Source organism: Pseudomonas taiwanensis (assembly GCF_013393345.1).
In the GTDB taxonomy this organism is placed as follows: domain Bacteria; phylum Pseudomonadota; class Gammaproteobacteria; order Pseudomonadales; family Pseudomonadaceae; genus Metapseudomonas; species Metapseudomonas resinovorans_C.
In genome coordinates this window covers 95,416-121,369 of record NZ_QJRF01000049.1, presented here as the reverse complement: position 1 = coordinate 121,369, position 25,954 = coordinate 95,416, and the positions used below count along the sequence as shown (strand labels likewise).

General features: G+C 61.9%; 23 protein-coding genes. 12 read left to right on the top strand and 11 right to left on the bottom strand.

The features are described from left to right. Positions 1-30: 30 nt before the first annotated feature. The gene (locus tag DM872_RS10815; protein WP_179059492.1) at positions 31-915 is read right to left on the bottom strand and encodes a LysR substrate-binding domain-containing protein; all 885 of its coding nucleotides are present in this window, start codon (positions 913-915) and stop codon (positions 31-33) included. Between the two features lie 305 nt (positions 916-1,220). Here DM872_RS10815 and sfnG point away from each other — a divergent pair, with 305 nt between their 5' ends. From sfnG to DM872_RS10790, 5 genes are all read left to right on the top strand, one after another. After that, positions 1,221-2,315, top strand: coding sequence for a dimethylsulfone monooxygenase SfnG (gene sfnG / locus DM872_RS10810; protein ID WP_179059491.1), 1,095 nt, complete (start codon positions 1,221-1,223; stop codon positions 2,313-2,315). Between the two features lie 29 nt (positions 2,316-2,344). Next, a complete protein-coding gene (gene msuE, locus DM872_RS10805) occupies positions 2,345-2,899 on the top strand; it encodes an FMN reductase (RefSeq protein ID WP_179059490.1) in 555 nt (184 codons plus the stop codon). 311 nt (positions 2,900-3,210) lie between these two features. Further along, a complete protein-coding gene (locus DM872_RS10800) occupies positions 3,211-5,292 on the top strand; it encodes a molybdopterin-containing oxidoreductase family protein (RefSeq protein WP_179059489.1) in 2,082 nt (693 codons plus the stop codon). A 275-nt stretch (positions 5,293-5,567) separates the two neighbouring features. After that, entirely contained in the window at positions 5,568-5,855 is a 288-nt protein-coding gene (locus tag DM872_RS10795; RefSeq protein WP_179059488.1) for a metal-sensing transcriptional repressor, read from the top strand. 6 nt (positions 5,856-5,861) lie between these two features. Next, positions 5,862-6,974 carry a nickel/cobalt efflux protein RcnA gene (locus DM872_RS10790; protein ID WP_179059487.1) on the top strand — a complete coding sequence of 371 codons (1,113 nt, stop codon included), beginning with the start codon at positions 5,862-5,864 and terminating at the stop codon, positions 6,972-6,974. 73 nt (positions 6,975-7,047) lie between these two features. Here the strand turns inward: DM872_RS10790 and DM872_RS10785 are convergent, their stop codons facing one another. The 5 genes from DM872_RS10785 to DM872_RS10765 form a co-directional block, all read right to left on the bottom strand. Further along, positions 7,048-7,368, bottom strand: coding sequence for a rhodanese-like domain-containing protein (locus tag DM872_RS10785; protein WP_179059486.1), 321 nt, complete (start codon positions 7,366-7,368; stop codon positions 7,048-7,050). Between the two features lie 10 nt (positions 7,369-7,378). Next, the gene (gene chrA / locus DM872_RS10780; RefSeq protein WP_179059485.1) at positions 7,379-8,743 is read right to left on the bottom strand and encodes a chromate efflux transporter; all 1,365 of its coding nucleotides are present in this window, start codon (positions 8,741-8,743) and stop codon (positions 7,379-7,381) included. Next, on the bottom strand, positions 8,736-9,680 hold the full coding sequence (locus DM872_RS10775) for a chromate resistance protein ChrB domain-containing protein (protein WP_179059484.1): 945 nt from the start codon (positions 9,678-9,680) through the stop codon (positions 8,736-8,738). Before DM872_RS10775 ends, chrA begins: the two co-directional genes overlap by 8 nt. Positions 9,681-9,844: 164 nt before the next feature. After that, the gene (locus DM872_RS30880; RefSeq protein ID WP_179059483.1) at positions 9,845-10,222 is read right to left on the bottom strand and encodes a hypothetical protein; all 378 of its coding nucleotides are present in this window, start codon (positions 10,220-10,222) and stop codon (positions 9,845-9,847) included. Positions 10,223-10,229: 7 nt separating this feature from the next. After that, the gene (locus tag DM872_RS10765) at positions 10,230-11,270 is read right to left on the bottom strand and encodes a sensor domain-containing diguanylate cyclase (RefSeq protein ID WP_179059482.1); all 1,041 of its coding nucleotides are present in this window, start codon (positions 11,268-11,270) and stop codon (positions 10,230-10,232) included. A gap of 969 nt (positions 11,271-12,239) precedes the next feature. On the opposite strand from DM872_RS10765, the gene DM872_RS10760 reads away from it, so the two are divergent. Together DM872_RS10760 and DM872_RS10755 are read left to right on the top strand one after the other, a co-directional pair. Further along, positions 12,240-13,907, top strand: coding sequence for a multicopper oxidase family protein (locus DM872_RS10760; protein ID WP_373273700.1), 1,668 nt, complete (start codon positions 12,240-12,242; stop codon positions 13,905-13,907). Positions 13,908-13,927: 20 nt separating this feature from the next. Continuing rightward, complete coding sequence (locus DM872_RS10755; protein WP_179059480.1) at positions 13,928-14,545, top strand: SCO family protein; 618 nt, start codon at positions 13,928-13,930, stop codon at positions 14,543-14,545. A gap of 72 nt (positions 14,546-14,617) precedes the next feature. On the opposite strand, the gene DM872_RS10750 is transcribed toward DM872_RS10755, so the two are convergent. The 3 genes from DM872_RS10750 to pdxR form a co-directional block, all read right to left on the bottom strand. Beyond that, entirely contained in the window at positions 14,618-15,877 is a 1,260-nt protein-coding gene (locus tag DM872_RS10750; protein WP_179059479.1) for an MFS transporter, read from the bottom strand. Between the two features lie 51 nt (positions 15,878-15,928). Then, complete coding sequence (locus tag DM872_RS10745) at positions 15,929-16,996, bottom strand: sugar phosphate isomerase/epimerase family protein (protein ID WP_218649224.1); 1,068 nt, start codon at positions 16,994-16,996, stop codon at positions 15,929-15,931. A gap of 121 nt (positions 16,997-17,117) precedes the next feature. Then, positions 17,118-18,614, bottom strand: a complete 1,497-nt coding sequence (gene pdxR, locus DM872_RS10740) for a MocR-like pyridoxine biosynthesis transcription factor PdxR (protein ID WP_179059478.1) — start codon at positions 18,612-18,614, stop codon at positions 17,118-17,120. Between the two features lie 238 nt (positions 18,615-18,852). Here pdxR and DM872_RS10735 point away from each other — a divergent pair, with 238 nt between their 5' ends. Beyond that, a complete protein-coding gene (locus DM872_RS10735) occupies positions 18,853-19,386 on the top strand; it encodes an REP-associated tyrosine transposase (RefSeq protein WP_179059477.1) in 534 nt (177 codons plus the stop codon). Between the two features lie 174 nt (positions 19,387-19,560). On the opposite strand, the gene rlmE is transcribed toward DM872_RS10735, so the two are convergent. After that, positions 19,561-20,181, bottom strand: coding sequence for a 23S rRNA (uridine(2552)-2'-O)-methyltransferase RlmE (rlmE, locus tag DM872_RS10730; RefSeq protein WP_077524505.1), 621 nt, complete (start codon positions 20,179-20,181; stop codon positions 19,561-19,563). A gap of 216 nt (positions 20,182-20,397) precedes the next feature. Here rlmE and DM872_RS10725 point away from each other — a divergent pair, with 216 nt between their 5' ends. From DM872_RS10725 to DM872_RS10710, 4 genes are all read left to right on the top strand, one after another. Continuing rightward, a complete protein-coding gene (locus tag DM872_RS10725; RefSeq protein WP_179059476.1) occupies positions 20,398-22,035 on the top strand; it encodes an NAD(P)/FAD-dependent oxidoreductase in 1,638 nt (545 codons plus the stop codon). 11 nt (positions 22,036-22,046) lie between these two features. Next, positions 22,047-22,778, top strand: a complete 732-nt coding sequence (locus DM872_RS10720; protein WP_179059475.1) for a TrmH family RNA methyltransferase — start codon at positions 22,047-22,049, stop codon at positions 22,776-22,778. Positions 22,779-22,830: 52 nt separating this feature from the next. After that, entirely contained in the window at positions 22,831-23,574 is a 744-nt protein-coding gene (locus DM872_RS10715) for a class I SAM-dependent DNA methyltransferase (protein ID WP_179059474.1), read from the top strand. A gap of 281 nt (positions 23,575-23,855) precedes the next feature. Continuing rightward, positions 23,856-24,884: an AraC family transcriptional regulator gene (locus tag DM872_RS10710; RefSeq protein WP_179059473.1), complete on the top strand. Its 1,029-nt coding sequence runs from the start codon at positions 23,856-23,858 to the stop codon at positions 24,882-24,884. A gap of 80 nt (positions 24,885-24,964) precedes the next feature. Here DM872_RS10710 and DM872_RS10705 read toward each other — a convergent pair whose 3' ends face one another. Beyond that, positions 24,965-25,888 carry a transporter gene (locus DM872_RS10705; protein WP_179059472.1) on the bottom strand — a complete coding sequence of 308 codons (924 nt, stop codon included), beginning with the start codon at positions 25,886-25,888 and terminating at the stop codon, positions 24,965-24,967. Positions 25,889-25,954: the final 66 nt, after the last annotated feature.

The following is a 25,954-nucleotide window of genomic DNA, read 5'->3' as shown; positions in this document are numbered from 1 at the left end:
CGGAACCAGCAGGCTCCCGCCATTGGATTTTCACTGGGTCGTCGACATCAGCCAGTCGATGAAGGCCATGACCTCGGGGCGTTCCCGTTTGCCCTCGGTGCATACGCAGTAGTAGTTGTGAACGGCCGGGACCGAGAGTGACAGGGGCTGCACGAGTCGGCCCTCATCCAGGTCCCTGGCCGACACGATCTCGTCGCTGAGGGCGACGCCGAAACCGTCCCTCGCCGCCTGCAGCACCATGCCGAAGTCTTCGAAATAAACGTCCGAAGCCACCGTCCCCGAGTATCCCGCCTCGGCCAGCCAATGCTGCCACTGGGCACCATTGTCTTCGTGCAGCAGCCGGTGTCGCGCGAGGTCCTCGGCGTTGCGAATGGCAAGGGAACCACGGAGGAACTGCGGGCTGCAGACGGGGATCATGCGAATGCCGTGCAGCAGCCGCCACCAGAAGCCCGGCCAGGGCGGCGTGCCGTAGATCACCGCCACATCGGCCTTGCGCCAGTCCACCTGGTTGAATTGGGTCGCCTTGATCACCTTCAGTTTGACGGCGCGGCTTTCCTCCATGAAGCGGAACAGCGGCGTGGCCAGCCAGGTGACGCCCTCAACGGGCGGGAGGGACAGCGTCAGCTCGATTTCCTCGGGTGCCTGTTTCGCGCTGTTTTGCACCGCCTGCACGGCCTCGTTGATCTCGCCGAGAGCCCCGGCCACGCGCTGCTGCAATGCACGCCCGGTGTCGGTGAGCACCAGGTGTCGGCCGCGCTTCTCGAACAGCTCGACGCCCAGACTGCCCTGTAACGCCTTGATCTGCTGGCTTACCGCCCCGGTAGTGACGTGCAGCTCGACCGCTGCGGCCGCCATGTTGCCCAGGCGGGCGACAGACTCGAAAACCCTGATGCTGTGAAGTGGAGGCAGTGCCATCGTTTCTCCGTGGTTTGCAGCCAAGGGGAGCCGCCCCCTGGCGACGGGTTATAGCAGGACCCGCTCCCGCAGGTCGCGCGAATGCTGTTCGCCGACGGACATCGCGAGCGCCGGCCAACTGTTCGCAGGTCAACAGTTCTTCAGCAGCCTGTTGAGGAGCAGGCAGGAGGGGAAAGCCGGTTTTTCAGTCTATCTGCATGATTCATAAAGGTTTTTATCGAGTGGCACGATTGCTGCCCTATCTGGCTGAGGGGTGCACAAAAGAGGCACCGGTTTCTTCTCTTCTGCCACATGCGGAGACAGCTATGAGCGAACCAGCGATCAAGTTTGCCTACTGGGTACCCAACGTCAGCGGCGGCCTCGTCGTCAGCAATATCGAGCAGCGCACCAGCTGGGACATCGACTACAACCGCAAGTTGGCCCAGATCGCCGAGCAGGCGGGCTTCGAATATGCGCTGTCGCAGATCCGTTTCACCGCCGGCTATGGCGCCGAGTTCCAGCACGAGTCGGTGACCATCAGCCACGCGCTGCTGGCTGCGACTGAGAAGCTCAAAGTGATCGCGGCGATCCTGCCTGGCCCGTGGAACCCGGCCCTGGCGGCCAAGCAGCTGGCTACCATCGACCAGATCACCGGTGGTCGCATCGCCGTCAATGTGGTCTCCGGCTGGTTCAAGGGAGAGTTCCATGCCATTGGCGAGCCCTGGCTGGAGCATGACGAGCGCTATCGCCGGTCCGAGGAATTCATTCGTGCGCTGACGGGCATCTGGACCCAGGACAACTTCACCTTCAATGGCGACTTCTACCGCTTCCGCGACTACAGCCTGAAACCCAAGCCGCTGCAGCAGCCGCACCCGGAGATCTTCCAGGGCGGTAGCTCGCGCGCTGCACGCGACATGGCCTCGCGCGTTTCCGACTGGTACTTCACCAATGGCAACACGGTGGAAGGGATCAAGGCGCAGGTGGACGACATCCGTGCCAAGGCCAGTGCCAACGGGCACTCGGTGAAGATCGGGGTGAACGCCTTCGTCATTGCCCGCGACACTGAGAAAGAAGCCCGCGCAGTGCTTCACGAGATCATCGCCAAGGCCAACCCGGAGGCAGTCAACGCGTTTGGTGCCGAGGTGAAGAACGCCGGCGCCGCCAGCCCGGAGCGCGAAGGCAACTGGGCCAAGTCCACCTTCGAGGACCTGGTGCAATACAACGACGGCTTCAAGACCAATCTGATCGGCACCCCGCAGCAGATTGCCGAGCGTATCGTGGCGCTCAAGTCGGTAGGCGTGGACCTGATTCTGTCCGGTTTCCTGCACTTCCAGGAAGAAGTCGCCTACTTCGGCGAGAAGGTGCTGCCACTCGTACGCGAGCTGGAAGCGCGCAAGGTGGCCGAGAAGGCTGTTGCCTGATGGCCGCCAACCGTGGCCAGAGGTCGAAAATGAGTCAGGCAATCAATGTCGTGGTGGTTTCCGGCAGCCTCCGCAATCCATCCCGCACCCACTCCCTGTTGCAGGCCCTGGTGGAACACCTGCAGGCCCGGTTTCCAGTGACGCTGCATTGGGTGCGGATTTCCGATCTGTCGCCGACGCTGGTCGGCTCGCTGGAGCGGGACACTGCATCGCCCGAGCTGCTGCCGCATCTAGAGGCCATCGAGAACGCTGACCTGATCATCGCCGGCAGCCCCGTTTACCGGGCTTCCTACACCGGGCTGTTCAAGCACCTGTTCGACCTTGTCGATTACCAGTCGCTGAAGGGGACGCCGGTGCTCCTGGCTGCCACCGGCGGGGGTGAGCGCCACGCGCTGATGATCGATCACCAACTGCGCCCGTTGTTCGCTTTCTTCCAGGCCCACACCTTGCCCTATGGCCTGTATGCCACCCCCGAAGCGTTCACTGATCATCAACTCACTGACAGTGCGTTGCTGGAGCGAATCGAGCTGGCCCTGGACCCGGCAGAAGCGTTCTTCCGTTCGGCAATCGCGCAGGTGGCCTGAGCCGCCATGGGCTGTTGAGGTGCGCACTTCGTAAGGCGCCCTCGACAGCCTTTACTGATTCTCTCCCCCCCGTAGTGATTTCGACGTCAGGCGCCCACTCTGAAAGGGTGGGTTTCACGCCATGCTTTCCCTCCCACACTGATTGCTGGCCGGCACCTTGGCGTGGTGACCGCACGCCCGGCCTGCTGACCACATCTCATGCGCGCGGCCTCATCGACCATGACGCGCGCAACTACGTCGAAGGGGGCTCGGGAACTCATGAATGCGGAACACCAGCACTATCCGAGCACCGTACTCGCCGAGGTCGTCCAATGACTGCGTCCATCGTTCGCGCGGCGTGCCCCCATGACTGCCCCGATACCTGCGCGATGCTGGTGACCGTGCAAGACGGGGTCGCGACCGACGTGCGCGGCGATCCTGACCATCCGACCACCGCTGGAGCGTTGTGTACCAAGGTGGCGCGCTACCTCCAGCGCACCTATCACGCGGATCGGCTGCTCTACCCGATGAAGCGGATTGGGAGGAAGGGCGAAGGCAAGTTCGCACGCATCAGTTGGGACGAGGCGCTGGAGACCATCGCCACACGCTTGAAGGACATCGCCGCGCGCGCCCCGCAAGCGATCCTGCCGTACAGCTATGCCGGCACCATGGGCCTGGTGCAGGGCGATGCGATGTCCGGGCGGTTCTTCCACAAGATCGGCGCGTCCTACCTGGACCGTACGATCTGTAGCGCGGCGGGTAGCGTGGGCTACCAGTACACCGTCGGTGCCCAGATGGGTACTGACGTCGAACAGTTCGAGCACTCGAAACTGATCCTGATCTGGGGTGGCAACCCGGTTGCGTCCAACCTGCATTTCTGGACCCGCGTTCAGCAGGCCAAACGGCGGGGCGCCAGGCTGATCGCGATCGACCCGTACCGCTCCCTAACCGCGGAAAAGTGCCATGAGCACATCGCCCTGCTGCCGGGCACCGATGCCGCGCTTGCGCTCGGCCTGATGCACGTCCTGGTCGCGGAAAATCTGCTGGATGACGACTACATCGCACAGCACACGCTGGGCTTCGAGCACTTGCAGGAGCGTGTGCGCGCCTGGACACCGGAGCGCACTGCGCAGACCTGCGGCATCACTGCGGACGAGGTACTGCAACTGGCGCGCGAGTACGGCGAGACCGCCAAGCGCGGTAATGCCGTAGCGATTCGCCTCAACTACGGCCTGCAGCGTGTGCGCGGCGGCGGTATGGCCGTGCGCAACATTGCCTGCCTGCCGGCGCTGGTGGGCGCCTGGCGGCAAGCGGCGGGGGGCGTCCTGCTGGCTTCAGCGGACGCGTTCCCGGTCAACCACCGGGCCTTGCAGCGCTCGGACCTGCGCACCGGCGGCCGGCCGCGCACCCTCAACATGAGCACCATCGGCGATGACCTGTTGCGCGAGGCTTCAGCCGAGTTCGGCCCAAAGGTCGAGGCACTGATCGTGTACAACTCGAATCCGGTCGCTGTGGCGCCAGAGTCGCCAAAGGTTGCGGAGGGTTTTGCACGCGACGACCTGTTCACCGTGGTGCTGGAGCATTTCCAGACCGATACCGCGGACTACGCGGACATACTCCTGCCCGCCACGACGCAGCTGGAGCATGTCGACATACACATGGCGTACGGCCACAACTACATGCTGGCGAACAATGCGGCGATCGCGCCGCTCGGCGAAGCTAAACCCAACTCGGAAATATTCCGCCTGCTCGCCGCCCGCATGGGTTTCGACGATCCCTGCTTCAGGGAAAGCGATGACGAAATCGCCGCACAGGCATTCAAGACGCAGGACGTGCGCGCCCAGCATTTCGATTGGCAAACGCTCAAGCTCGTCGGCTGGCAGAAGATGAACGTGGCGAATGCGCCCTTCGCCCACGGCGGTTTTCCCACCCCCTCCGGCAAATGCGAGTTCTTTTCTGCACGCATGCAGGCCGCTGGCCTGGACCCGGTGCCGACTTACATCGCGCCGTACGAATCGGCGGCGAGCAACCCTGAGCTGGCGAAAAGATTCCCGCTCGCGATGATTTCGCCACCGGCGCGCAACTTCATGAACAGCACCTTCGTCAACGTGCAGAGCCTGCGCAGCACCGAAGGCGAGCCCCATCTGGACATCCATCCGGCCGATGCTGCGGAGCGCGGTATCGAGGACGGCGCCCGGGTGCGCATCTACAACGACCGTGGCGCATTCACCGCCAAGGCACGGGTGAGCGATCGCGCGCGTCCGGGCGTGGTGGTTGGATTGTCGATCTGGTGGAAGAAGCTCGCCGAGGATGGCAAGAACGCCAACGAAGTCACCAGTCAGCGTGTCACCGACATGGGCAATGGCGCCACGTTCTATGACGTGCTGGTGCAGGTCGAGAGGTGCGGGGGCTGAGTTGGTAGGTGCCAACTTCCAGGCCGTCATGGTGGCTTCCGCACGAACAACCACGATATCGAAGAGTAGAAGCCCCTCTGGCCCCACGTCGTCGTGCGAATGGCCATACGCAGCATCTGAGCATGGCCAAGGGCAGCGCGACTACCACCTGTGTTCTGACCGCGCTGCCAAGTATTTCCGCTTTGCCAACCCCGAAGAATGACTGTTGGGTATGTTTGCCATATCCCCCCAGGGGGATAGGATGCGGCGGTCACTATCGTTGCAGGGGGCTTGCGATGAGCAAGCACGAACACGGTCATCAGCACCAAAGTCATGGCGAAATCGTCAAAAGGTTGAAGCGGGCGGAAGGCCACCTGCGCAGCATCGTCACCATGATCGAGGACGGTCGCGCCTGCGTGGATATCGCTCAGCAATTGCATGCGGTCGAGAAGGCCGTCTGCCAGGCCAAGCGCACGCTGATCCAGGACCATATCGACCATTGCCTGAAACACACCGTGGGGGCGCTCACCAGTGGTGAACGTGCTCCGCTGGAAGAATTCAAACAGATCACCAAGTACCTCTGACCTGCCATGTCCAGCTTCGCCGAAATACTGCAACAGGGGCCGGCCCACGCCTGGTTCTATTTCCCGAGCGCCATCCTCCTGGGGGCTTTGCATGGCCTGGAGCCCGGCCATTCGAAGACGATGATGGCGGCCTTCATCGTGGCGGTACGTGGCACGGTGAAGCAGGCGATCCTGTTGGGGTTGGCCGCGACCGTTTCGCACACCGCCGTGGTCTGGCTGGTTGCCCTGGGCGGCATGTACCTGGGCCAGAATCTCGATGCCGAGACCACCGAGCCGTATTTCCAGCTGGCGTCTGCGGTGATCATCGTGGCCATTGCGCTGTGGATGCTTTGGCGGACATGGCGTGGCGAACAGATGTGGCGCTTCGAGCATCACGATGACCACGACCATGACGAAAGCCGGCGCATCGACACTGGTCATGGGCAAGTCGAACTGTCGATTTTCGAGAATGGGGTGCCGCCGCGCTGGCGGTTGAATGTGCTCAGTGGTCATCCCTGGGCGGCCGGTGAGGTGAACTTACAGACCACCCGTGCGGATGGACGCAAGCGGCGTTTTGCGTTCGCGGATCGGGACGGTTACCTGGAATCCGTGGACGAGATTCCCGAGCCGCACGAGTTCAGCGTGCGGCTGAGTCTGGGCCATGGCAACCACTCCCACGATTACGATCTCGACTTCCAGGAACACGGGCATGGCCACAGTCATGCCGGACCTGAACGACTGGAGCTGTCGCTGGAGGGCTACCAGGATGCCCACGAGCGCGCCCATGCCAACGATATCCGCAAGCGCTTCGCCAATCGGAGCGTGACGACGGGGCAGATCATTCTGTTTGGCCTGACAGGAGGGCTGATTCCCTGTCCGGCTGCGATCACCGTGCTGCTGCTCTGCCTGCAGGTGAAGGAAGTCACCCTCGGCGCCGTGCTGGTGTTGTGTTTCAGCATTGGCCTGGCCCTGACTCTGGTCAGCGTGGGCGCTGCTGCGGCCATCGGTGCCCGGCAGGCCTCCAACCGCTGGCCCTGGCTGGGAGCCGTGGCGCGTCGCGCGCCCTATCTGTCCAGTCTGCTGATCATCGGTGTGGGCATCTATGTCGGCATCCATGGCTGGATGGGGTTGAGTGCTTGATCTGTGTGTGGGGGGGTAACCGGCCACGATCATTGGGCGTTCACGGGGAGCCCACTTCATGGCGCGCCTGCGTCTAAAGGCTCCGAGTCGGCCGGCCGGTGTCATGCCAGCCGGAAAAGCCATCGATCAGGTAGCGCGCGTCGAGACCCATGGCTTCGAGGGTGGCGGCAATCCCCTGGCTGATTTCGTGGCCATGGGCGCAATAGAGCACCACGGGCCTGTCCCGTGGCACCGAATCCTTCCAGGTAAGTACCGACTCCGGATTGAGCCAGCGCGCATCAGGAATAGCCGCCGCGTCAGCTGCACGCGCAGCTTCGCGGCGCACATCCAGCAGCGTGAAGGTGCGTCCTGCCGCTTGCCACTCCATCAATTCACAACTCGTGATTCGGCTCATCGCACACCTCTCAGGTACGCAGCAAATGCACCGCCAGCCCGACCAGGGCGCAGGCCAGCAGCACCTGGATAACGCCCCGCTTGTAGCGGAACAGGGCAATCGCCGCTGCCACGGCGATCAGCGCCGAGGGCCATTCGAAATGGCCGTCGAAGCCCTGCGGCCAGAGCACGTGGTAGCCGAAGAACAGCGCCAGGTTGAGGATCACCCCCACCACCGCAGCGGTGATGCCGGTAAGCGGGGCGGTGAACTTCAGCTCGCCATGGGTGGATTCCACCAGGGGGCCGCCAGCAAGAATGAACAGGAACGACGGCAGGAAGGTGAACCAGGTGACCAGGGTGGCGGCCACGGCTCCGGCGAGGAAAGCCTGCTCGGCGCCGAACATCGGATGCACATAGCCGCCGACGAAACCCACGAAGGCGACGACCATGATCAGCGGCCCCGGCGTGGTTTCCCCCAGGGCCAGGCCGTCGATCATCTGCGTCGGGGTCAACCAGCCGTAGTGGCCCACCGCGCCTTGATACACGTAGGGCAACACCGCATAGGCACCGCCGAAGGTCAGCAGCGCCGCCTTGGTGAAGAACCAACCCATCTGGGTGAGTGTGCCGTGCCAACCGAAGGTGGCTGTCAGCAACCCCATGGGCAGCAGCCACAGCAGGGCGCCAACGGCTATCAAGAGCAACAGGCGTGACCAGCGAAAGCGTGCATGTTCGGGTGTCGGCGTGTCGTCATCGATCAGCGCCGGGCCGTAGGTGGTCTTCGCCGCGCCATGGCCTCCACCGAGAGCGAACTTGTCCGGGACGAGACGACCACCGATGTAACCGATCAGGGCAGCCCCCAGCACGATCAGGGGGAACGGGACATTCAGCGCGAAGATGGCGATGAACGAGGCGGCGGCGATACCCCACAACCAATTGTTCTTCAGGGCGCGCGAGCCGATGCGGTGGGCGGCTTGGACCACGATGGCAGTGACTGCCGGTTTGATGCCGTAAAACAGTCCGGCAACCACCGGCACTTCACCAAAAGCGATGTAAACCCAGGACAGCGCGATCAGGATGAACAGCGACGGCAGGACGAACAGTGCGCCGGCAATGACACCTCCCCAGGTCCGGTGCATCAGCCAGCCGATGTAGGTCGCGAGCTGCTGGGCTTCGGGGCCGGGCAGCAACATGCAGTAGTTCAGGGCGTGGAGGAAGCGCCGCTCGCTGATCCAGCGCCGACGCTCCACCAGTTCCTGATGCATGATCGAAATCTGCCCGGCAGGCCCGCCGAAGCTGATGAAGCCAAGTTTCAGCCAGAACAGGAAGGCCTCGAACAGGCCCACGGGGCGGGTGCCGGGTTGCGATTGGTCGGTGGAACGCAGGGTGGTCTCACTCATTGTCTTTTCCTTCGTTCGCAAAAGCCGTCAGCAGGCCATCGAAGACGGCGCTGGCGGCCGCCAGGAGCTGATCATCATCGGCAATGCTTTCCCTCAGGCCCGCCAGAAGCCGCTCGATGCCCGCCGCCTCAGCTGGCTGAACACCGCCCACATCCAGGTAGTGCACCAGCGCGGCGACTTTTGCCAGGGACGGTGCGTTCAGCTCGAAGCTGGCTTGCAAGGTCTCGAAGGTGACGCGGTTGCCCACGTGGCTGAAGGTGGCACCGTCGAAATCGAAACCGAGCGCATCCGCTGGGCAATCATGGGGCGAGTCGAGCCAGAGGATGCGCGCGTCGGGATCGATGAAGCGGCGAATCAACCAGGCACTGGCCAGGCGGTCGACCCATGGGCGCTTGCGGGTTGCCCAGCTACGGCCCTGGTAGTCCCGAAGGCTACGCAGGGGGATCGGCTGGTCGTGGCTGGAGGGTTCGTCTTCTGACAGGGCGCGACTGACGGCGATTTCCAGGTCTTGCAGAGCTGCGTCCGCATGTTGTCGGGCCGGACCCGGGAAGAAATCGATGTTTTCAAGCTGGACGAAGGCCTTGCGCAGCTTGCGGATTTGCCTGGTGACGCTCAGGGCGTTCTCGGACGCCAATTGGTTGCGGCAGGCATCGATCTCGGCGCGCAGGCTCGCGTAGTCCTCGCTGCGATCGAATAGCGGAATGAAACGTTCGCCCTGCATGTCCTGGATGGGGAGCAGATAAGCGCTGCCATTCATGGAAAGGATGTCTCGCTCGATGGCGGCGAGCGTTGTGCGGCAGTTGTCGCTGTCAGGAAGCAGGTACACCCCGTCCCGCAGCACGGCTGCTCCAGAGCCCTTCAGCGCGCGCCAGGCACGCATGCGCGCAGTGGCATTGGCAGTGGGGAGGGTAAGCACAAGACAAAGCCAATTGTTCATGTAGCGTATCTAACATCGTGTGTAATAGGCGCTACATTACTCCTGGTTGGGGTGGAGTGAAAGCTGGGCAATCGCGCGCCAGAATGCACGCCCATTTCGCCGCCGGATGAAGTGGCCGGCACGGTGAACGATGCTCTCGCCCCGTTGCAGGTTGAGCACGCCGTTCACCCGTACCGCTGATTCCGGTGGATGGCAGCGTCGGGGGTTCGAAGGTGGCGCAGCACGCGGGGGAAGGTTCCCCACAGCCGCCGGTGCGGACGCGGATCGTTGGGTGGGCCGTTGGAGCCGACAATGCTTTTCGGATGGGCGAGCTCGCGGCGCACGTCGACCTCATCCATTTCGTGGTAGATGGCGCCTCCCGGTTCCAGACGGCGGGCGGCTTCCACCTGGAGTAGGTTCCAGATACGGGCGATCCCCACCAGAGAGGCGAGGTCGAGCAGGGCGTAGATGCTGCGTGGGGCAGGGCGGTTGATGCCCGACCCTGGCGTCGGATCGGGCAACGCGCAGTTGAGCGTCCAGATGAGGGTCGAGCGGATAAGCAATCCGCATTCAGTGGCGTGTAGCTTGACCCTTGCGCTGCTGTTTCACCCTGTACATCTCGCGGTCGGCCAGCTTGATGGCCTCGTCCGCAGTCATGCTGTCCGGCAGCACCGCCACGACACCCACGCTCGCGCCGGCATAGTGGATATCGCCAAGGCCCTCGCCCAGGTCGTATCGCCCAATCGTCCCTGTGGCCAGACGATCCTGCAGCAGCTCGGCGCCATGTTGCATGTCCTGCGCCAGGTCCGCGTGTTCCGACGGCGTGCCCAAGGCGATCACGATGAACTCATCACCACCCGCGCGCCCGATGATGTCGCTTGCCCTGAGGACTTGCTGCAGCTGGGCTGCTACGCCGCGCAGGAACTGGTCGCCTGCCAGGTGGCCGTAGGTGTCGTTGATGAGCTTGAACCCATCCAGATCGATCACACCCACCAGCAAATACTTGTTCTCCCGCTGGGCCAGGGCGAACAGGCGCGCGACATCGCTGAGGATCGCACGCCGGTTGGAAAGGCCTGTCAGCGGGTCCGTCAGGGCCAGCTTGGCCAGCTCGGCATTGGCGGTCTGGAGCCGCTCGACCAGCAGCTCACGCTCAAGGGAGTAGCTCAGCAACCCCGAGAGCAGCATCAGCAACGGTTCCACTTCTGGAGAACGGGCCACCTGATCCGAACTGGCGGCACAGACCGTGCCCAGCACCCGCCCATCCTGGGACCTGATCGGTGCGCTCACGTAAGTCCTGATGCCGAGGGCCGCGGCGGCCTCAGAGTCACCCCAGCATTCGGCGACGTTGTCCGAGTACAGCCGGTTCTCGTCCAGCGCCCGCTTGCACAGGGTGTCTGCCCAGGGCACCACCAGCCCTTCAGGAATCACCATGTCACCTACGTTGCGTGCGAACTCGACACGCTGGACCCCCTCGTCGGTATCGATGGTCGTCAGGTAGGTCGACTCCATACCGGTTACCTGGCTGAGCAGGGTCAGCAGGGGCCGTGTGAGTTCTTCCAGAGTCCGGGCTTTGGGAACGGTTTCGGAGAGAAGGGAAAGTATCTGGTCCATGTGCGCGGTTCGGTAGCGAAGGGGCGTTCCGATTGTCAGCCAATCGGAGGCTTATTGAACAGGTACGGCCTTCACATACTGAATGCGACTGGCGACAGGGTGGTAATCCTGGGAGAACACCAAACCATCTCGTAACCGGCGTTAGGGGCGGGGCGTAATTGCCTTTAAATGGAGTGACAAAGAGGCATTCTCATTGCTCCAAGTTGCCGACTCTTGCGCTAATCAGAGCAAACTTCTGAATAGCATTAATGGCAACTGTGTAATAGCAATCTAATATCGCGATCGTGGCAAATGTAACTAAACTTTGCCCCACAACAAAAAGGGATGAAGTCCTGTTGTTGTGGGTTCGAAGGCAGGCGAGCAAAGCGTTTCAGGGGGCTCTTCAATCGGGAGTCTTATCGTGGACAACGCATCGCCCCGCCGTGCGGAACTCGCATCCCCCTCGCATGTGCATGTCTCGCCGCTCCTGCATGGCCCACCACTTGTTTGACCAGCAGGGCCACCCTCCCTGACGCGGTCATCGCTGCCGTAACTGACCATCCTTGCCACTGAAAAGGCGACGGCCATTCAGATGCGCTCAGGCGGTGGCACTCACCTGGTTCGCGTTCATACAAGCTCCTGCGAGGAACTTGTAATTGCCACGCAACAAGAAGAGCAGCCGCCATGCTTAGATGGAAGAACAAACTGCCCGCGGCTCGCGGGGAAAAACTCATTCCAGCGAGTGGCTGGAAACCCAGGCCCCCTCACAGTTCCCTCGAGGACGGAGCACGCCGCACCTTCCTTAAATGGTCCACCCGTGCAATGGTCGCGCCGCTGTTGCTGAGTGGCCGTGACAGCCCAGCCGCGCAAGGTTCTGGCAGCGGCTCGCAATCGTCGTCCTCAGGCCCAGGCAGTCAAGGCAGTGCCAGCAGCCCACCTACCAGGCCGTGGCTGAGTGTCCTGCCGAGGAAGATTGTCCCGCTGAACAAGGTGGACGCGCTGTTCCCACTCTCGGAACTGGAGCCCAAGAGCGAAAACGCAGATCCGCAGCAACGAGAAGCCGGGCGCCCTGCCCACCAGCATTTCGAGGTCCTGGAGCGACTGGATGGAACGGACCTCTATGAAATAAGCGCTCAGGCGATTCCCTGGCAATTTCATCCCGACTATCCCCCGTCCAAGCAGATCATCTGGACGTACCAGAGCACCGCTCAATCAGCCGGGCCGACGCCGACGTTTCCCCTCACGATTCTCGCGCGCTACGGTCGGCCGATCATTTGCCGCTTCCACAGCCGGCTGGCGGCTTCGACGGACCGACTGGTCGCCCAGGGCTTCGTCCGTCCGAGGGTTGGCAGCCCGGAGATATCCACCCATCTGCACAATCTGCACGCGTCTTCCGGGTGTGACGGCTTCCCGTCCGATTTCTATAGCGCCGCAGACCTGCGCGATGCTTCTCAGATCACGCCTGGGGAATTCAAGGATCACCTCTATCACAACGTCTATGCCGGCTACTTGGAAAACCTGGAAAATCCCGGCCCATTCACCGGTTACGCCGCCAATGGCCAGGTGATCGGTGACTATCGTGAGGGCCTGGGTACGCTGTGGTTTCACGACCACACCAAGGATTTCACCGCGCCGAACACCTACCTCGGACTGGCGGGCTTTTACCTGATATTCGATGAGTTCGACTCGGGAGACGAACTCGATCCAAACCCGCGAGCCCTGCGTCTACCCAGTGGCGCCTACGACTATCCACTGGCCTTTGGCGACAAACGCTTCGACGCAAACGGCCTGCTGTTCTGGAATGAGCTCGGTCCGGAAGGCGTGCTGGGCGACAAGGTCACGGTCAACGGCAAGATCGAGCCCGTGTTGCCGGTGGACGCCCGCAAGTACCGTCTGCGCCTGCTCAATACGGGGCCCAGCCGCTTCTATGAGTTCTATCTGGTCGATGCCTCTGGCAAGGATCAGCGCTTCGACTACCTGGCCAGCGACGGCAACTTGCTGCCGCAGCCGTTGCGTGGCCAGACCAAGGTGCGCCTCGCGGTGGCCGAGCGCGCCGACATAGTGGTGGATTTTTCCAAGTACCCGATCGGCACCGAGCTCTATCTGGTGAATCGCTTGCAGCAGGACAGCACGCGCCAGCCCAACGGCGTGCAAGGTCCGGGCACGCGGGTGCTGAAGATCGTTGTCGATCGTAATCCGGATAAGCAGGACCTCAGCCAGGTACCCAACCTACTGCGCCCATTGCGAGAGCTGCCGACGGCGGCGGAACTCAACCGGCTACCCAAACGGCGCTGGGAGTTCGATCGTCAGAACGGCATGTGGACGATCAACAACAAACTGTTCGATGCAGAGGACGAGACCAGCAACATCATTCCGCTGGGTGCCACTGAAGTCTGGGAACTGTCGGGCAAGGGAGGCTGGGACCATCCCGTCCACATCCATCTGGAGGAGGGGCGAATCCTCAGCAAGAGCTCGGGAGCCGTGCCGCCCCACGAGCGAGGTCGCAAGGACGTTTTCGTGCTCGAGGGGAGCATGACCATCCGGTTGCTGGTGCGTTTTCGCGATTTCACCGGCAAGTACGTGATGCACTGTCACAACGTGATTCACGAGGACCACGAGATGATGGTGCGTTTGAATGTCGTGGATACATCCACTTGATCGGCAAGGGTGGAGATCAGATGAACACACGAAGAGATTTGATGCTCGGTATGGGGACAGCCGCACTGGGGCTATATGCCTTGCACAGTATCCTGAGCCTGCCGCGACCGACGGACGCCGGCACGACCAGCGAGCAACGCATACCCAATACGCCGCTGTACACGCACGAGGGCAAAGCGGTCAGGTTTTACGACGACCTGGTGCGCGGCAAGGTCGTCGCCATCAACATGATGTATGCCAGTTGTACCGGGATTTGCCCGACCGCCACGGCGAATCTCAGGCAGGTACAGCAGCTTTTGGGCGACCGTGTGGGACGCGACGTCTTTATGTACTCGATCAGCCTGCAACCCTTGCTGGATAGCCCGCAGGTCCTCAAGGCCTATGTCGAACAGCACCACATCGGACCTGGCTGGCAGTTCCTGACAGGTCGGCCTGAAGATGTCGAGCAATTGCGCTACGCCCTCGGCTTCTACGACCCCGATCCACTGGTCGACGCGGACAAAGCCAATCACACAGGTTTGCTGCGCATCGGAAGCGACCCGGATCAGCGCTGGACCACGGCGGCCGCCCTGGCGACGCCCAAACAGATCTGGCGCACGATCAATCATGTGGATCGAACGAGGTTGCGCGCGGCATAGAGCGATGGCGTATCAGCGGGCGGGGCATCAGAAAAAGCCGGCCTTATGGCCGGCTTTTGCAGGGTGCCGCTATCAAGCCAGCGATTCACCGGAGGTCGCGGCGACACGTCTGCTCACCGAACGTTGCAGCAGGCTGGAGACCATGAAGCCGATTACAGCTAGCACGCTCATCAGCGTGAACACGTAGGTGTAGCCCTGTTCGCCCGGATAGTGGTCGAGCAGCGCGCCGTAGATGATGTAGGCGAACATGCCCGGCGCGTAGCCGATCAGGCAGCCGATGCCGAAAGCCGAACCGCTGATCCGCGAGGGAATGCCCACTTCGCTCATTGGCGCCCAGAACACACCGCGCATGGTGAAAACCACCAGGGCGAAGGAGAGTGTGGCGGCCATGCCGGCATAGATGTAGCTCTCGCCATGGGGGATGCTGAAAATCACGGCCATCAGCGGCAGCAGCGCGAGGAAAGCCCACTTCAGGTAGCGGCTGGGACTCTTCAGCCCCTTGTCGGCAATGAAGCCACCAGCCGGACCACCCAGCACCTTGAGGAAGTACTGGTTGATGATGCCGTAGGCGCCGACCAGGGCCACTGGCAGCTCGTACATGTCCTTCAGGTAAGGGATGAAGTAGGTCAGGCCGCAGTAGACGATGTAGACCATGAACACGTTCAGGCTCACCAGCCAGATGCCTGGCATGCGCACCGCTTCCATCAGGCCGGCGAAGCCGATGGGCTCACGATTGCCGTTCGCCTGGCGTGCATCCCTGAGCAGGAACAGCGTAAGCAGGCCGACGCCGATATCGATGCCCGAATAGAACAGGATGGCGGCCTTCAACCCGGCGGCGCCGGAGCCTAGGGCGACGAAAACCCCCAGGGCGGAGAAGGCCACGAGTGTGTCCACCACGCCACGGCCGCCTTCGAGGAAGCCGAACATGCGTCCCTGCTCACCGTCGTCGCCGAGGTTGCGGATCGCCTTGAGCAGGGATGGCCAGAAGATGCAGTCGGCGCACACGGCGAGCAGGGCGAAGACGATCAGCAGCTGGCTGTAGCCGGGGAAGCTGGCCAGGTACAGGCCCAGGGCACCGGTACCGATCAGGCCGAGGGGGATCAGCTTGCGCGTCTCGAAACGGTCAGCGAGGAAGCCGCCGACCACGAACAGCGCGGTGGCAATGATGGCGTTTGCACTGAGCAGGGTGCCGATTTCGGTATGGGTCAGCCCCATGTGCTCCTGCATAGGGATGTAGAAGGCGTCCTTGAGGTTGGCCAGTTTGTAGATGGTTCCGCCGCCGAGGACGAGGACCAGGAAACGGAGCCATTTGGCTTTGTTCTGTGCTGTCATTGTTGTTCTCCACAGCTTCCAGAGTTGTCGAAGGGCCGATTGAACGGCCGGTCAGATGCGTTCTGCGTCGTCCAGCGTCAGTTCGGCCAGCAGGCGCAGTTCCGCCAGCAGGCCGCGCATGTAGCGCACCTGGTTGTTGGCCCAGCGGTGTTCGTCGGCGAGCATGCGTTCGAGGCTGTAGCCCGGGGGCAGCAGCGTCTCGCTCATTTCGCGGTAGGGGATGAAGGGGTCGGCGTCTTCGCCGGTCTGCCGGAAGGCGGGGGCGATGTAGTGGTTCTCCTGCTCGAGGATGAACGCCACCACCTGCGGAGCGGTTTCGCCCAACAGCAGCAATTCCAGCAGCATGCGCGCGCCAGGCAACTGGTCATCGGCGCTGCCCTGGAGCACACCGTAATGGCCGAAACCGTTCTGCTCGGGCACCACGCGCACGCCCTTGAGGTGCACCTGACGAATATAGGGCGAGAGATGGGCCAGTGCCGGTAGCGGTTGCTCGCAGGCATTGATCATGTTGCCGAAGTCGAACAGGGCATTCAGGCGTGGATGACCGACACGGCGAAGCAGGCTGGCGATCTCGTCGCTCTTGAGTTCCTCGTGCTGCTCGAAATCGAAGTTGAGGTCGTGCTCGTCGGCCAGCCGCGCCAGGCGCTGCAGGTCGTCTTCGATCAGGTCCATCACGCGAGAGAGGTGGCCCTCGTAGCGGGAGTAGACGCGGATGTTGCGGCTGCCGATTGCACGGGCCACCGCCACTGCCTGATCGACGTCCTCGGGCAGGGTGCTGCTGATCTCCACATGCACGTCCAGTTCCAGCGCACGGGCTTTGTCGGCGAAGGCGGCAAGTTGCTCGGCGGTCATGCGCGAAAGACTGTTGTGCTCGCCGTCCAGCAGATGCAGCGAGAGGCCGTCGAGCTCATGCCGGTAGGCGAAATCGAGCATGTCTTCGGGCGTGACACGCCCCTGGGTGAGGTTGGTCAGCAGCGGATAGCCGTGGGCGAACAGGCGCATGCTGTCCAGGCGTTCCAGCAGGCGGCGGGCAAGGTCGGGAGTCAGAGGCGGGGGCGCACTGTCCGCCCCTGCGTTATGGCTTAGCAGGGCGGCGAATCGGGCTTGTATAGCATTCATTATTGTCATTCCTGATAGCGACGCCGGGGTGGCCGGCAGTGCTTTTATCGCTCCGGAATGGCGCTATACCTATAGCCACTATTGTTTGGTTTAAATAGCCATTTTGAGCGCGGGCCCGCGCTCAAATTCGTACGCCAAGGGTACTCAGAGCCCGAGCGAACTCCTGCACACGCTGCTCGGCCTGCGTTTCCGGCATGGCGGCGAAACCCAGCAGTAGCCCAGGCGGCATCTGGTGGCGGATGCAGTAGTCACGCAGGGCGTAGGTGTAGACGTGATGGTCGGCGAGCGAGCGGGCGAGGGCGGCGTCGTCCGTCGTCTCGGGCAGCCAGCCGATGAGGTGCAGTCCTGCTTCCACGGCATTCACTGTCAGGAAACCGCCCAGGTGGCGCTGCAACGCCTCTACCAGGCACGCCTGGCGCGCCTGGTAGAGATTGCGCATGCGACGTATGTGGCCCAGGAAGTGACCGTCCAGCATGAAGTCGGCGGTGGTGGCCTGGTGCAGCGTGGAGGGGCTGCGGTCCATGACGGCCCGAATGGCACAGAAGGGTTCCACCAGGTCCTCCGGAAGGATCACGTACCCCAGGCGCAGGGACGGGTACAGCACCTTGCTGAAGGTGCCCACGTGGATGACCTTGTCCCACTGGTCCATGGCGTATAGCGCTGGCTGCGGGCGACCGACATAGCGGAACTCACTATCGCAGTCGTCCTCGATGATCCATCCCTGAAAGCGCCCGGCCCAGTCGATCAGTTCCTGGCGCCGCGCGTAGCTCATGGTGGTGCCCAACGGGTGCTGGCGCGAGGGGGTGGTAAAGGCCAATCGCGCTTCCGGGCATTCGCGCAATCCCTGCTGCACGTCCAGGCCCTGGTCGTCGATGGCCACGGGCACCAGATGACAGCCTTGCGCCTGGAAGGCGATGCGCGCGGCGATGTGGCCGGGGTCTTCCATCCACACACTGTCACCCGGATTGAGCAGAAGCATGCCGAGAAGGTTGAAGGCTTGCTGGGCACCGGACGTGATGACCACCTGATCGGCGCTGCACTCGATGCCGCGTGCATCTGCAACGTATTCGACGATGGCCTCACGCAGTCGCAGCAAGCCCTTCAGTTCGCCATACCCCAGTTCAGCTTTGCCCGGTTTGCGCAGCTGGCGGTTTATCAGGCGCTTCCACGCCGGCATCGGGAAGGCATCGTAGGCCGGGTGGCTGGGCAGGAAGGAGGTCGGGCAATCCGGCGCCCAGGCGCTGTAGGACATGCCGCTGAAATGGTCGCTGCGCAGGGAATGCACGGCCTGGCTCATGCTCGACAGGCGGGGTGGCTTGCGCGGTTTGTCGGCCGCGGCCTTGCGCCCCTCCCACTCGTCGCCGACATAGGAGCCCGCGCCCGTACGCGACGCCAGGAAGCCCTCGGAGGTCAATTGGTCAAAGGCGTTGAGCAAGGTGATGCGCGACAGGCCCAGCTCCTTGCACAGGGTTCGCGTCGAGGGCAGGCGCGTGCCGCCGGGCAGGCGTCCGGAGAGGATTTGCTTGCGTACCTGCAGATAGAGCTGACGGTAGAGGGGAACAGGGCTGGAGCGGTCCAGTTCGATGCCAGTCAGCAACATACCGCCGGGGGTCTTCATCGAGGGCCGCCTTGTGTCGGGAGGTGCGTTGGAAACAAGCATATTGTCATTGTTGGGTGGCGAGTCGGTAGGGCGATGGCCTGGCGCTGGGAATGGTGATGGGTTTCGATGCGCTCTACGCCATCCTACGGATGCATGGGAGGGATCGGACACCTCAGCTTGAGCGCGACGGGAATGCCCGTTTGTAGGATGGGTAGAGCCTGCGAAACCCATCAGCTACGGGCAAGGAAGCCTCGCCATGACCCACTACCGTCGCGACCACACCCCGGGCGCCACTTGGTTCTTCACCCTCAACTTGGCTGACCGTAACAGCCATTTACTCACCGAACATATCGACCTGCTCCGTTTCAGTTTCCGTGATTGCATGAAGCGCCATCCCTGGCGCATCGACGCTATCGTGATCCTTCCAGATCATCTCCATGCACTCTGCAGCCTTCCATCAGGAGATTCGAACTACGCGCTACGTTGGCGCCAGATCAAGAGCAGCTTTTCCCGCGCGGTACCGGCGAGCGAATCACTTTCGGCTAGCCGACGAAACAAAGGCGAACGCGGCATCTGGCAACGGCGCTTCTGGGAACACCGCATTCGCGATGATGACGACTTCGCCCGGCATTTGGATTACATCCACCACAACCCGCGCAAGCATGGGCATGTGGCGCGAGTGGCTGATTGGCCGTGGTCGTCGTTTCACCGGTATGTGAAGGCGGGAATCTTGCCTGCGGATTGGGCGGGAGATGGAGGAGATATAGAACAGGGTGCAGGGGAACGGTGATGGGTTTCGCAAGCTCTACCCATCCTACGAGTCATTGCTCCCGCATGCGCTCCCCGACTCGTCCTGAACTGCCTGGCTGCGTAGGATGGCGTAGAGCGAAGCGAAACCCATCAACGAAAAGCCCCGGCAATCGCCGGGGCTTTTCTGTTTCAACTCACTCAGGCCGCAGGCGGCTTATCCCTTGAAGCCTTTGCCCACCAGGTACACCTCCCGCGACCGCGGCCGCGACGCCTCTGGCTTGCGTATCACCACCTTCTCGAACGAGGTGCGGACGTCCTTCAGGAACTCGTCGGAGCCTTCGCCCTGGAAGACTTTGACGACGTAGTTCCCATTGGGCTTGAGCACCTGCCGGACCATGTCGAGCGTGAGTTCGACCAGGTACATCGAGGAGGCCTGGTCGGCGGCAGCGACGCCGCTGATATTGGGGGCAATGTCGGAGACGATGAGGTCGGGCTTCCGGCCGTCCAGCTTGTCGAGAATCTGCTGGAACACGGCATCGTCGGTGAAGTCGCCCTGAATGAAGTCGACGTTATCCAGACCGTCCATCGGCAGGATGTCGGTGGCCAGAACCCGTCCCTTTTCGCCCACAAGACCTGCGGCGACCTGCGACCAGCCGCCGGGGGCGGAACCGAGGTCCATGACCAGCATGCCGGGGCGAATCAGCTTGTCCTTCTCGTTCAGCTCAACCAGCTTGTAGCTGGAACGGGAGCGCAGGCCATCCTTCTGGGCCTGTTTGACGTAAGGATCGTTGACGTGTTCATCCAGCCAGCGACGGCTGCTTTTGGAGCGTTTCATGATAGAGCGAGCCACGGAAAATCGATGTGAGGAGCGGACCCATGGAGGGGGCAGGGGGACGCTGTCGGATGCAAAAAGGCGGCGATTATAAGCCGATAACACTGAACAGGATAAATTCGCCAGGCCTGACAGGGGCGGGTGGTGGCGAGTACAATTCGCGCCTTACTCCCCCCTCTGTTGCTTCCTTTGCCGGAGTCACCGGCCAGGATTACCGCCATGATTCGCATCAACGAACTGTCTCTGCCCCTCGATCACTCCGCCGATGAACTGCGCACGGCCATCGTCAAACGCCTGAATATTAGCGACGCCGATCTGCTGAATTTCACCGTGTTCAAGCGCAGCTACGATGCCCGCAAGAAAAACAGCGTCATTCTGTTCATCTACATCATCGACCTGGAAGCTCGCGACGAGGCGGCGATCCTGGCGCGCTTCGCCGATGACCAGAACGTACGGCCGGCCCCGGACACCCACTATTACCCAGTCGGACAGGCGCCGGCCGATTTGAGCGAGCGGCCGCTGGTCGTGGGCTTTGGTCCCTGCGGATTGTTCGCAGCGTTGTTGCTCGCGCAGATGGGGTTCAAACCCATCGTGCTGGAGCGCGGCAAGGATGTGCGCAGCCGTACCAAGGACACCTGGGCCCTATGGCGCAAGAAGGTCCTGACGCCGGAATCCAACGTGCAGTTCGGCGAGGGCGGTGCGGGTCTGTTCTCGGACGGCAAGCTCTACAGCCAGATCAAGGACCCCAAGTTCTACGCCCGCAAGGTGATGCATGAGTTCGTCCGCGCCGGTGCGCCGGACGAGATCATGTACGTCAGCAAACCGCACATCGGCACTTTCCGTCTCACCGGCGTGGTTTCGGCCATGCGCGAGGAGATCATTGCCCTCGGTGGCGAGGTGCGCTTTGAAAGCAAGGCCACCGATCTGCTGATCGACGATGGCCAGCTCGAAGGCGTGGTGCTGGCGAACGGCGAAACCCTCCGCAGTCGCCATGTGGTGCTGGCGCTGGGGCACAGTTCCCGCGATACCTTCCGCATGCTGCAACGGCAGGGCGTGTTCATCGAGGCCAAGCCCTTCGCCGTCGGTTTCCGCATCGAACATCCGCAAGGCATGATCGACCAGGCCCGCCTGGGCAAATACGCCGGCCATCCCGAGCTTGGCGCTGCCGACTACAAACTGGTGCATCACGCCAAGAACGGCCGCGCCGTCTACAGCTTCTGCATGTGCCCCGGCGGCACTGTGGTGGCGGCCACTTCAGAGCCGGGTCGCGTCGTCACCAACGGCATGAGCCAGTACTCCCGAAACGAACGCAACGCGAATGCCGGCATCGTCGTCGGCATCAACCCGGAGCAGGATTTCCCGGGCGACGCGCTGGCCGGCGTGGAATTGCAGGAACGCCTGGAATCCCGCGCCTACGAACTGGGCGGCAACGACTATTGTGCGCCCGCGCAGCTGGTTGGCGACTTCATTCGCGGCGTGCCGTCGACCGAGTTCGGCGAGGTGGAACCCTCCTACAAACCCGGTGTGCGACTGGGCGATCTCGCGCCTTCGCTGCCCGATTACGTGATTGAGGCCATCCGCGAGGCGCTGCCGGCGTTTGGCAAGCAGATTCGCGGTTTCGATCGTGATGACGCGGTGCTCACCGGTATCGAAACCCGCACGTCCTCGCCGGTGCGCATCACCCGCGACAACGAGACATTGCAGAGCCTCAACCTGCGCGGCCTGTATCCGGCCGGTGAGGGCGCCGGTTATGCCGGTGGCATCCTGTCTGCCGGTGTGGATGGCATCAAAGTCGCCGAAGCGGTGGCCAAGTCGCTGCTGTCTGAACTGAACAAGACCGACGTGCAGACTCACTGAGCGCCGCATTGATGAAACTCGACGACATCAAGAAGCTTCACCAGAAAAAGTACCGGGCCGAGTTCGGGCATTTTCTGGTGGAGGGTGAGCACCTGCTGCTGGAACTGCAAAAAGCGGCCTTGCACAATCCGCTGCTCCAGCGCAGCCAGTTGTACGTAACCGGCGCCTACGAGCACTGGCAAAGTCCGTTTGAAACCCATGTGATCAACGACCGCCAGATGGCGCATATCGCCGACACCAAGACACCGCAGGGCATCATTGCAGTGGTGCCCATGCCGGCCGCTGTCCAGTCGGCTTCGGCCCTCGCCAAGAACGAGCGCGCCATCTACCTGCATGAAATTCAGGACCCGGGCAATCTCGGCACCATCCTGCGGACCTTGGCGTGGTTCGGTAATTTTCGCTGCCTGCTCAGTCCCGGCAGCGTTGATCCGTACAACCCCAAAGTCGTGCGCTCCAGCATGGGCGCCATCTTCCATGCGCCCATGGAACTGGATGTGGAGTTGGATTCCCTGGGCGCGCGCTTCGAGCGCATCGCCTGTCTGGATATGACGGGCGACCGCGTGCAATCCGCTGGCTTCAAGAGCTTCGATTGTTATCTGTTCGGCAATGAAGCCCGTGGCGTGCCCCGCGAGCAACTGCTCGCACTCAACGCCCAGCCGTTCACGATTTCCGGTTGCGGCGCCATCGAATCGCTGAACCTGGCTACAACGGTCAATATGTGCGCTTACGAGTTGAACAGATAGCGGACCAGGGCGCCGTGCCCGTCGAACCCTCCCTCGAACCTTCTGGCTGCTTATGTCCTTCAACGCGCTGTACACCGATCTGTCCTCCTACTACGACCTGATGTGCGCCGACATCGACTACCGCGCACAGAGCCACAGCGTGCGCCGGCTGCACCAACTGTTCGGTAATCAGGGGAACAGGCACCTGGACCTCGCCTGTGGCACCGGGCCGCACGTGCGCCATTTCCTCGACTTCGGCTACCGCAGCGCCGGCCTGGACATCAACCAACCCATGCTGGATCTCGCCCAGCTGCGCTGCCCCGAAGCGCAGTTCAGTCGGCAGGACATGGCGGACTTCCGGGTGGACGAGCCGCTGGACCTGATCACCTGCTTCCTCTACTCGATCCACTACAACGCCGGGCTGGAGCAACTGCGGGCGTGCCTGGCCAGCGTGCACGGCGCGCTCGCGGACAACGGCGTGTTCTGCTTCAACACGGTGGACAAGCGACAGATCGACAACCGCTCATTCGTGCGCCATTCCGCGGAGCACGAGGGCAGCCACTTCACCTTCGGCTCCGGCTGGTACTACAGCGGCGAGGGCGAACGGCAGGCGCTGCGCCTCAGCATCGAGAAGACCTCGGCAGGGGTGACCCAGGTCTGGGAGGACGAACACCCCATGGTCGCACTGAGCTTCCCCGAGCTAGAGCAACTGTTGCAGCCGCACTTCGAGGTGCACATCTTCGAGCATGATTACGAACGGATCACGCCCTGGGACGGCGCCTCCGGGAATGCATTGTTCGTCTGCGTGAAGCGCTGAGGACTTGCCGACGTTTTCTTGAACGTCGGCCAGATTGTCACGCAGGAACAGCTGCAAGCTCGCCAATCAGGCCTGGTGTTGTTCGCTTTCTCTTGACCAGCCAATGGCAACGACGCTGACCGTTTGAAGCCAGGATCCCGAATTGTGGAGCCTGAATTCGTAGCTTGAAAAAATGCTACTTCGCGCTATTAAAAAACTTTACGACGGAGCACAGACACCGGATTATCCCGAGACAGCGAGCGCATCACCTCACCTAAAAAAGAACAAAAACAGGTGTCTCTATGCTTCTCGAGCATGCGTTGTTAGCCGATGTAAGCGGCAAGCCGATACGCCAGCATCACAAGATTCATTCAACCGATTGGGACGAAATTAGCGACTGGTCGGATCGCGTTTACATGCCCTATCGTGTGCTTCCTGTCGGGCATGCCATCAAGCCGCAGGCAAGCATGCATTCGTCCAGGATTGGCGAATTGACGTTGACTCGTTTCGGCTATGGAGTCGCGGTGAACGTCGATGACTTCTCACCCGAAGCGGGGAACGCGCTGCTGCTCACGACCATTCGCGGCAGTGCACGGCACTGGACGCAGCGTTCCGTCACTCAAGATACGGCAATAGGTGAATCCTTCATTGCCGATTGCAGTCGCGTCGATTACCGGGTCGACCTCGACCCGGATCACCTGCAACTGAATCTGACCATTCCTCATGTGGTTCTGGAGCGCCTAGCGCAGCAGTGGCTTGGATTCGTGCCCGATGATCAGTTCTGGAGATACAAGTGCACCATCGGCGGAGTGGGTTCGAGCTGGCTGAGTCTGCTGAAGTACGCGGTTCGTTGTGTTGCCGAGAATCCCGAACACATGGCTGAAGGACGCATTGGCGCCCACCTGGAGCAAAGTCTTTGCTTTCATTTGCTGCACGAGTGGACTGGCCGCGCCGCGCAAGCTGGGCTTGATGTGAATAACCCAATGAACCGGATTGCACCCCGTTATGTCAGGGCGGCCGAAGAGTTCATGAGAGCCAATGCCGCGAGCCTCCCGACAATTGGAGAAGTTGCCAGTGCGGTTGGGACCAGTGTGCGGGCATTGAGTGGCGCCTTCACGCGTTTTCGCGGTATGACGCCCGGTGCATTCATGCGCGAGCAGCGGTTGCAGGGGGTGCGCCGCGATTTATTGGCGACAGATCCGGAGTCGGGCTCGACAGTTTCGGCCATCGCCTTTCGGTGGGGATATTTGAATCTGGGTGAATTTGCGGGCGTCTATCGCAAGCGTTTCAGTGAGTTACCTTCCCAAACCTTGCAGCGGCGATTGCGCTAGCATCCTGACGCAGGAAAAAGGCACCGAGAGTGGCGTCAAACCCACTCCCAGTGCCCAGGGACCCAGTCATTCGCTGCGGGTCAGAACACCCACAGCAGCCGTAGGTTAACCCGCTGCTTTTCCTTGAAGCCGTTGTCGACCGATACGTCCTGACCGTAATTGAGCAGGGTCTGGAAAGTTGGGGTCATCCAGTATGAGGCCCCAACACGGTACTTACTGGTGTTGGGTTCATCGTTCTGATCCTGACCATCAATGCGCGTCTCACCGCCCCAGAGTTGAGATGCACCGACATGCACCGACAGCTTTGGGGTCACGGCGTATCTCAGGTAGGTCTGGGCTTGCCACAGTGGCTTTTGGCGCAATGTCAGGCCTTGACTCGTGAAGTCGTCATTTTTGCGAAACAGGGTCACATCCGCGGTGAGGTCCAGGGACAGTTTTTCAGTGAGACCTGTCGCATAGCCGGTCTGCAACGTTAACTTCCAACGGTTTTCGCCCAGGTTGAGTACATCGTTTCGGTCATAGTTGCCGGTCGGCACGAAGAGGTAGGGCGCAATGCCCCAGTAACGTCTCTTCGCCGGATCATTCTCGAGCCACAGGGTGGACGCCAGAATCAAATCACCCACGCCACTGGTTTGTCCCAGCGAGTCGTTATCGCGTGTTCCTTCCAGACGACCGAAGGGCAACAGGAACTGCGTATTGATCGTGTAGTCACCCAACTGCTGGTAATGCGCGGCGCGCAGTATGCCGATATCCGAGTCGAGCCCCGCCTTTATCCCGATCTTGTGACCATCGCTGTAAAGCGACCGCCTCTGTGCATGCTGAAGGTAAAGCAAACCGATACTGCTGCCGGCTGGAAGCGCAGCCGTGTATTCACCGGCGTCCACATCGATAGCCTGGGCGTTACCCGCCAGAACTGCCAGTACAAGACCAGTACCGATCTTTGACGTGCCAAGTGCGCAAACTATGGGACGAACGCGCACAGGAGGGCATATGGAGATCTCCATGAGTCACCTATTTTGTTTTTGTTGGTTTTCAGAGAGGGGGCAGTTTTCTTGCGCCATTGCCTGGAA

What these genes read in the sequence shown, in the direction of transcription:
- msuE (WP_179059490.1), top strand. Translation starts at nt 2,345, where the DNA reads ATGAGTCAGGCAATCAATGTCGTGGTGGTTTCCGGCAGCCTCCGCAAT.
- DM872_RS10745 (WP_218649224.1), bottom strand. Translation starts at nt 16,996, where the DNA reads ATGAATGCTATACAAGCCCGATTCGCCGCCCTGCTAAGCCATAACGCA.
- DM872_RS10735 (WP_179059477.1), top strand. Translation starts at nt 18,853, where the DNA reads ATGACCCACTACCGTCGCGACCACACCCCGGGCGCCACTTGGTTCTTC.
- pdxR (WP_179059478.1), bottom strand. Translation starts at nt 18,614, where the DNA reads ATGAAGACCCCCGGCGGTATGTTGCTGACTGGCATCGAACTGGACCGC.
- DM872_RS10815 (WP_179059492.1), bottom strand. Translation starts at nt 915, where the DNA reads ATGGCACTGCCTCCACTTCACAGCATCAGGGTTTTCGAGTCTGTCGCC.
- sfnG (WP_179059491.1), top strand. Translation starts at nt 1,221, where the DNA reads ATGAGCGAACCAGCGATCAAGTTTGCCTACTGGGTACCCAACGTCAGC.
- DM872_RS10725 (WP_179059476.1), top strand. Translation starts at nt 20,398, where the DNA reads ATGATTCGCATCAACGAACTGTCTCTGCCCCTCGATCACTCCGCCGAT.
- DM872_RS10790 (WP_179059487.1), top strand. Translation starts at nt 5,862, where the DNA reads ATGTCCAGCTTCGCCGAAATACTGCAACAGGGGCCGGCCCACGCCTGG.
- DM872_RS10750 (WP_179059479.1), bottom strand. Translation starts at nt 15,877, where the DNA reads ATGACAGCACAGAACAAAGCCAAATGGCTCCGTTTCCTGGTCCTCGTC.
- rlmE (WP_077524505.1), bottom strand. Translation starts at nt 20,181, where the DNA reads ATGAAACGCTCCAAAAGCAGCCGTCGCTGGCTGGATGAACACGTCAAC.
- DM872_RS10765 (WP_179059482.1), bottom strand. Translation starts at nt 11,270, where the DNA reads ATGGACCAGATACTTTCCCTTCTCTCCGAAACCGTTCCCAAAGCCCGG.
- DM872_RS10775 (WP_179059484.1), bottom strand. Translation starts at nt 9,680, where the DNA reads ATGAACAATTGGCTTTGTCTTGTGCTTACCCTCCCCACTGCCAATGCC.
- chrA (WP_179059485.1), bottom strand. Translation starts at nt 8,743, where the DNA reads ATGAGTGAGACCACCCTGCGTTCCACCGACCAATCGCAACCCGGCACC.
- DM872_RS10710 (WP_179059473.1), top strand. Translation starts at nt 23,856, where the DNA reads ATGCTTCTCGAGCATGCGTTGTTAGCCGATGTAAGCGGCAAGCCGATA.
- DM872_RS10795 (WP_179059488.1), top strand. Translation starts at nt 5,568, where the DNA reads ATGAGCAAGCACGAACACGGTCATCAGCACCAAAGTCATGGCGAAATC.
- DM872_RS10785 (WP_179059486.1), bottom strand. Translation starts at nt 7,368, where the DNA reads ATGAGCCGAATCACGAGTTGTGAATTGATGGAGTGGCAAGCGGCAGGA.
- DM872_RS10755 (WP_179059480.1), top strand. Translation starts at nt 13,928, where the DNA reads ATGAACACACGAAGAGATTTGATGCTCGGTATGGGGACAGCCGCACTG.
- DM872_RS10705 (WP_179059472.1), bottom strand. Translation starts at nt 25,888, where the DNA reads ATGGAGATCTCCATATGCCCTCCTGTGCGCGTTCGTCCCATAGTTTGC.
- DM872_RS10720 (WP_179059475.1), top strand. Translation starts at nt 22,047, where the DNA reads ATGAAACTCGACGACATCAAGAAGCTTCACCAGAAAAAGTACCGGGCC.
- DM872_RS10715 (WP_179059474.1), top strand. Translation starts at nt 22,831, where the DNA reads ATGTCCTTCAACGCGCTGTACACCGATCTGTCCTCCTACTACGACCTG.
- DM872_RS10800 (WP_179059489.1), top strand. Translation starts at nt 3,211, where the DNA reads ATGACTGCGTCCATCGTTCGCGCGGCGTGCCCCCATGACTGCCCCGAT.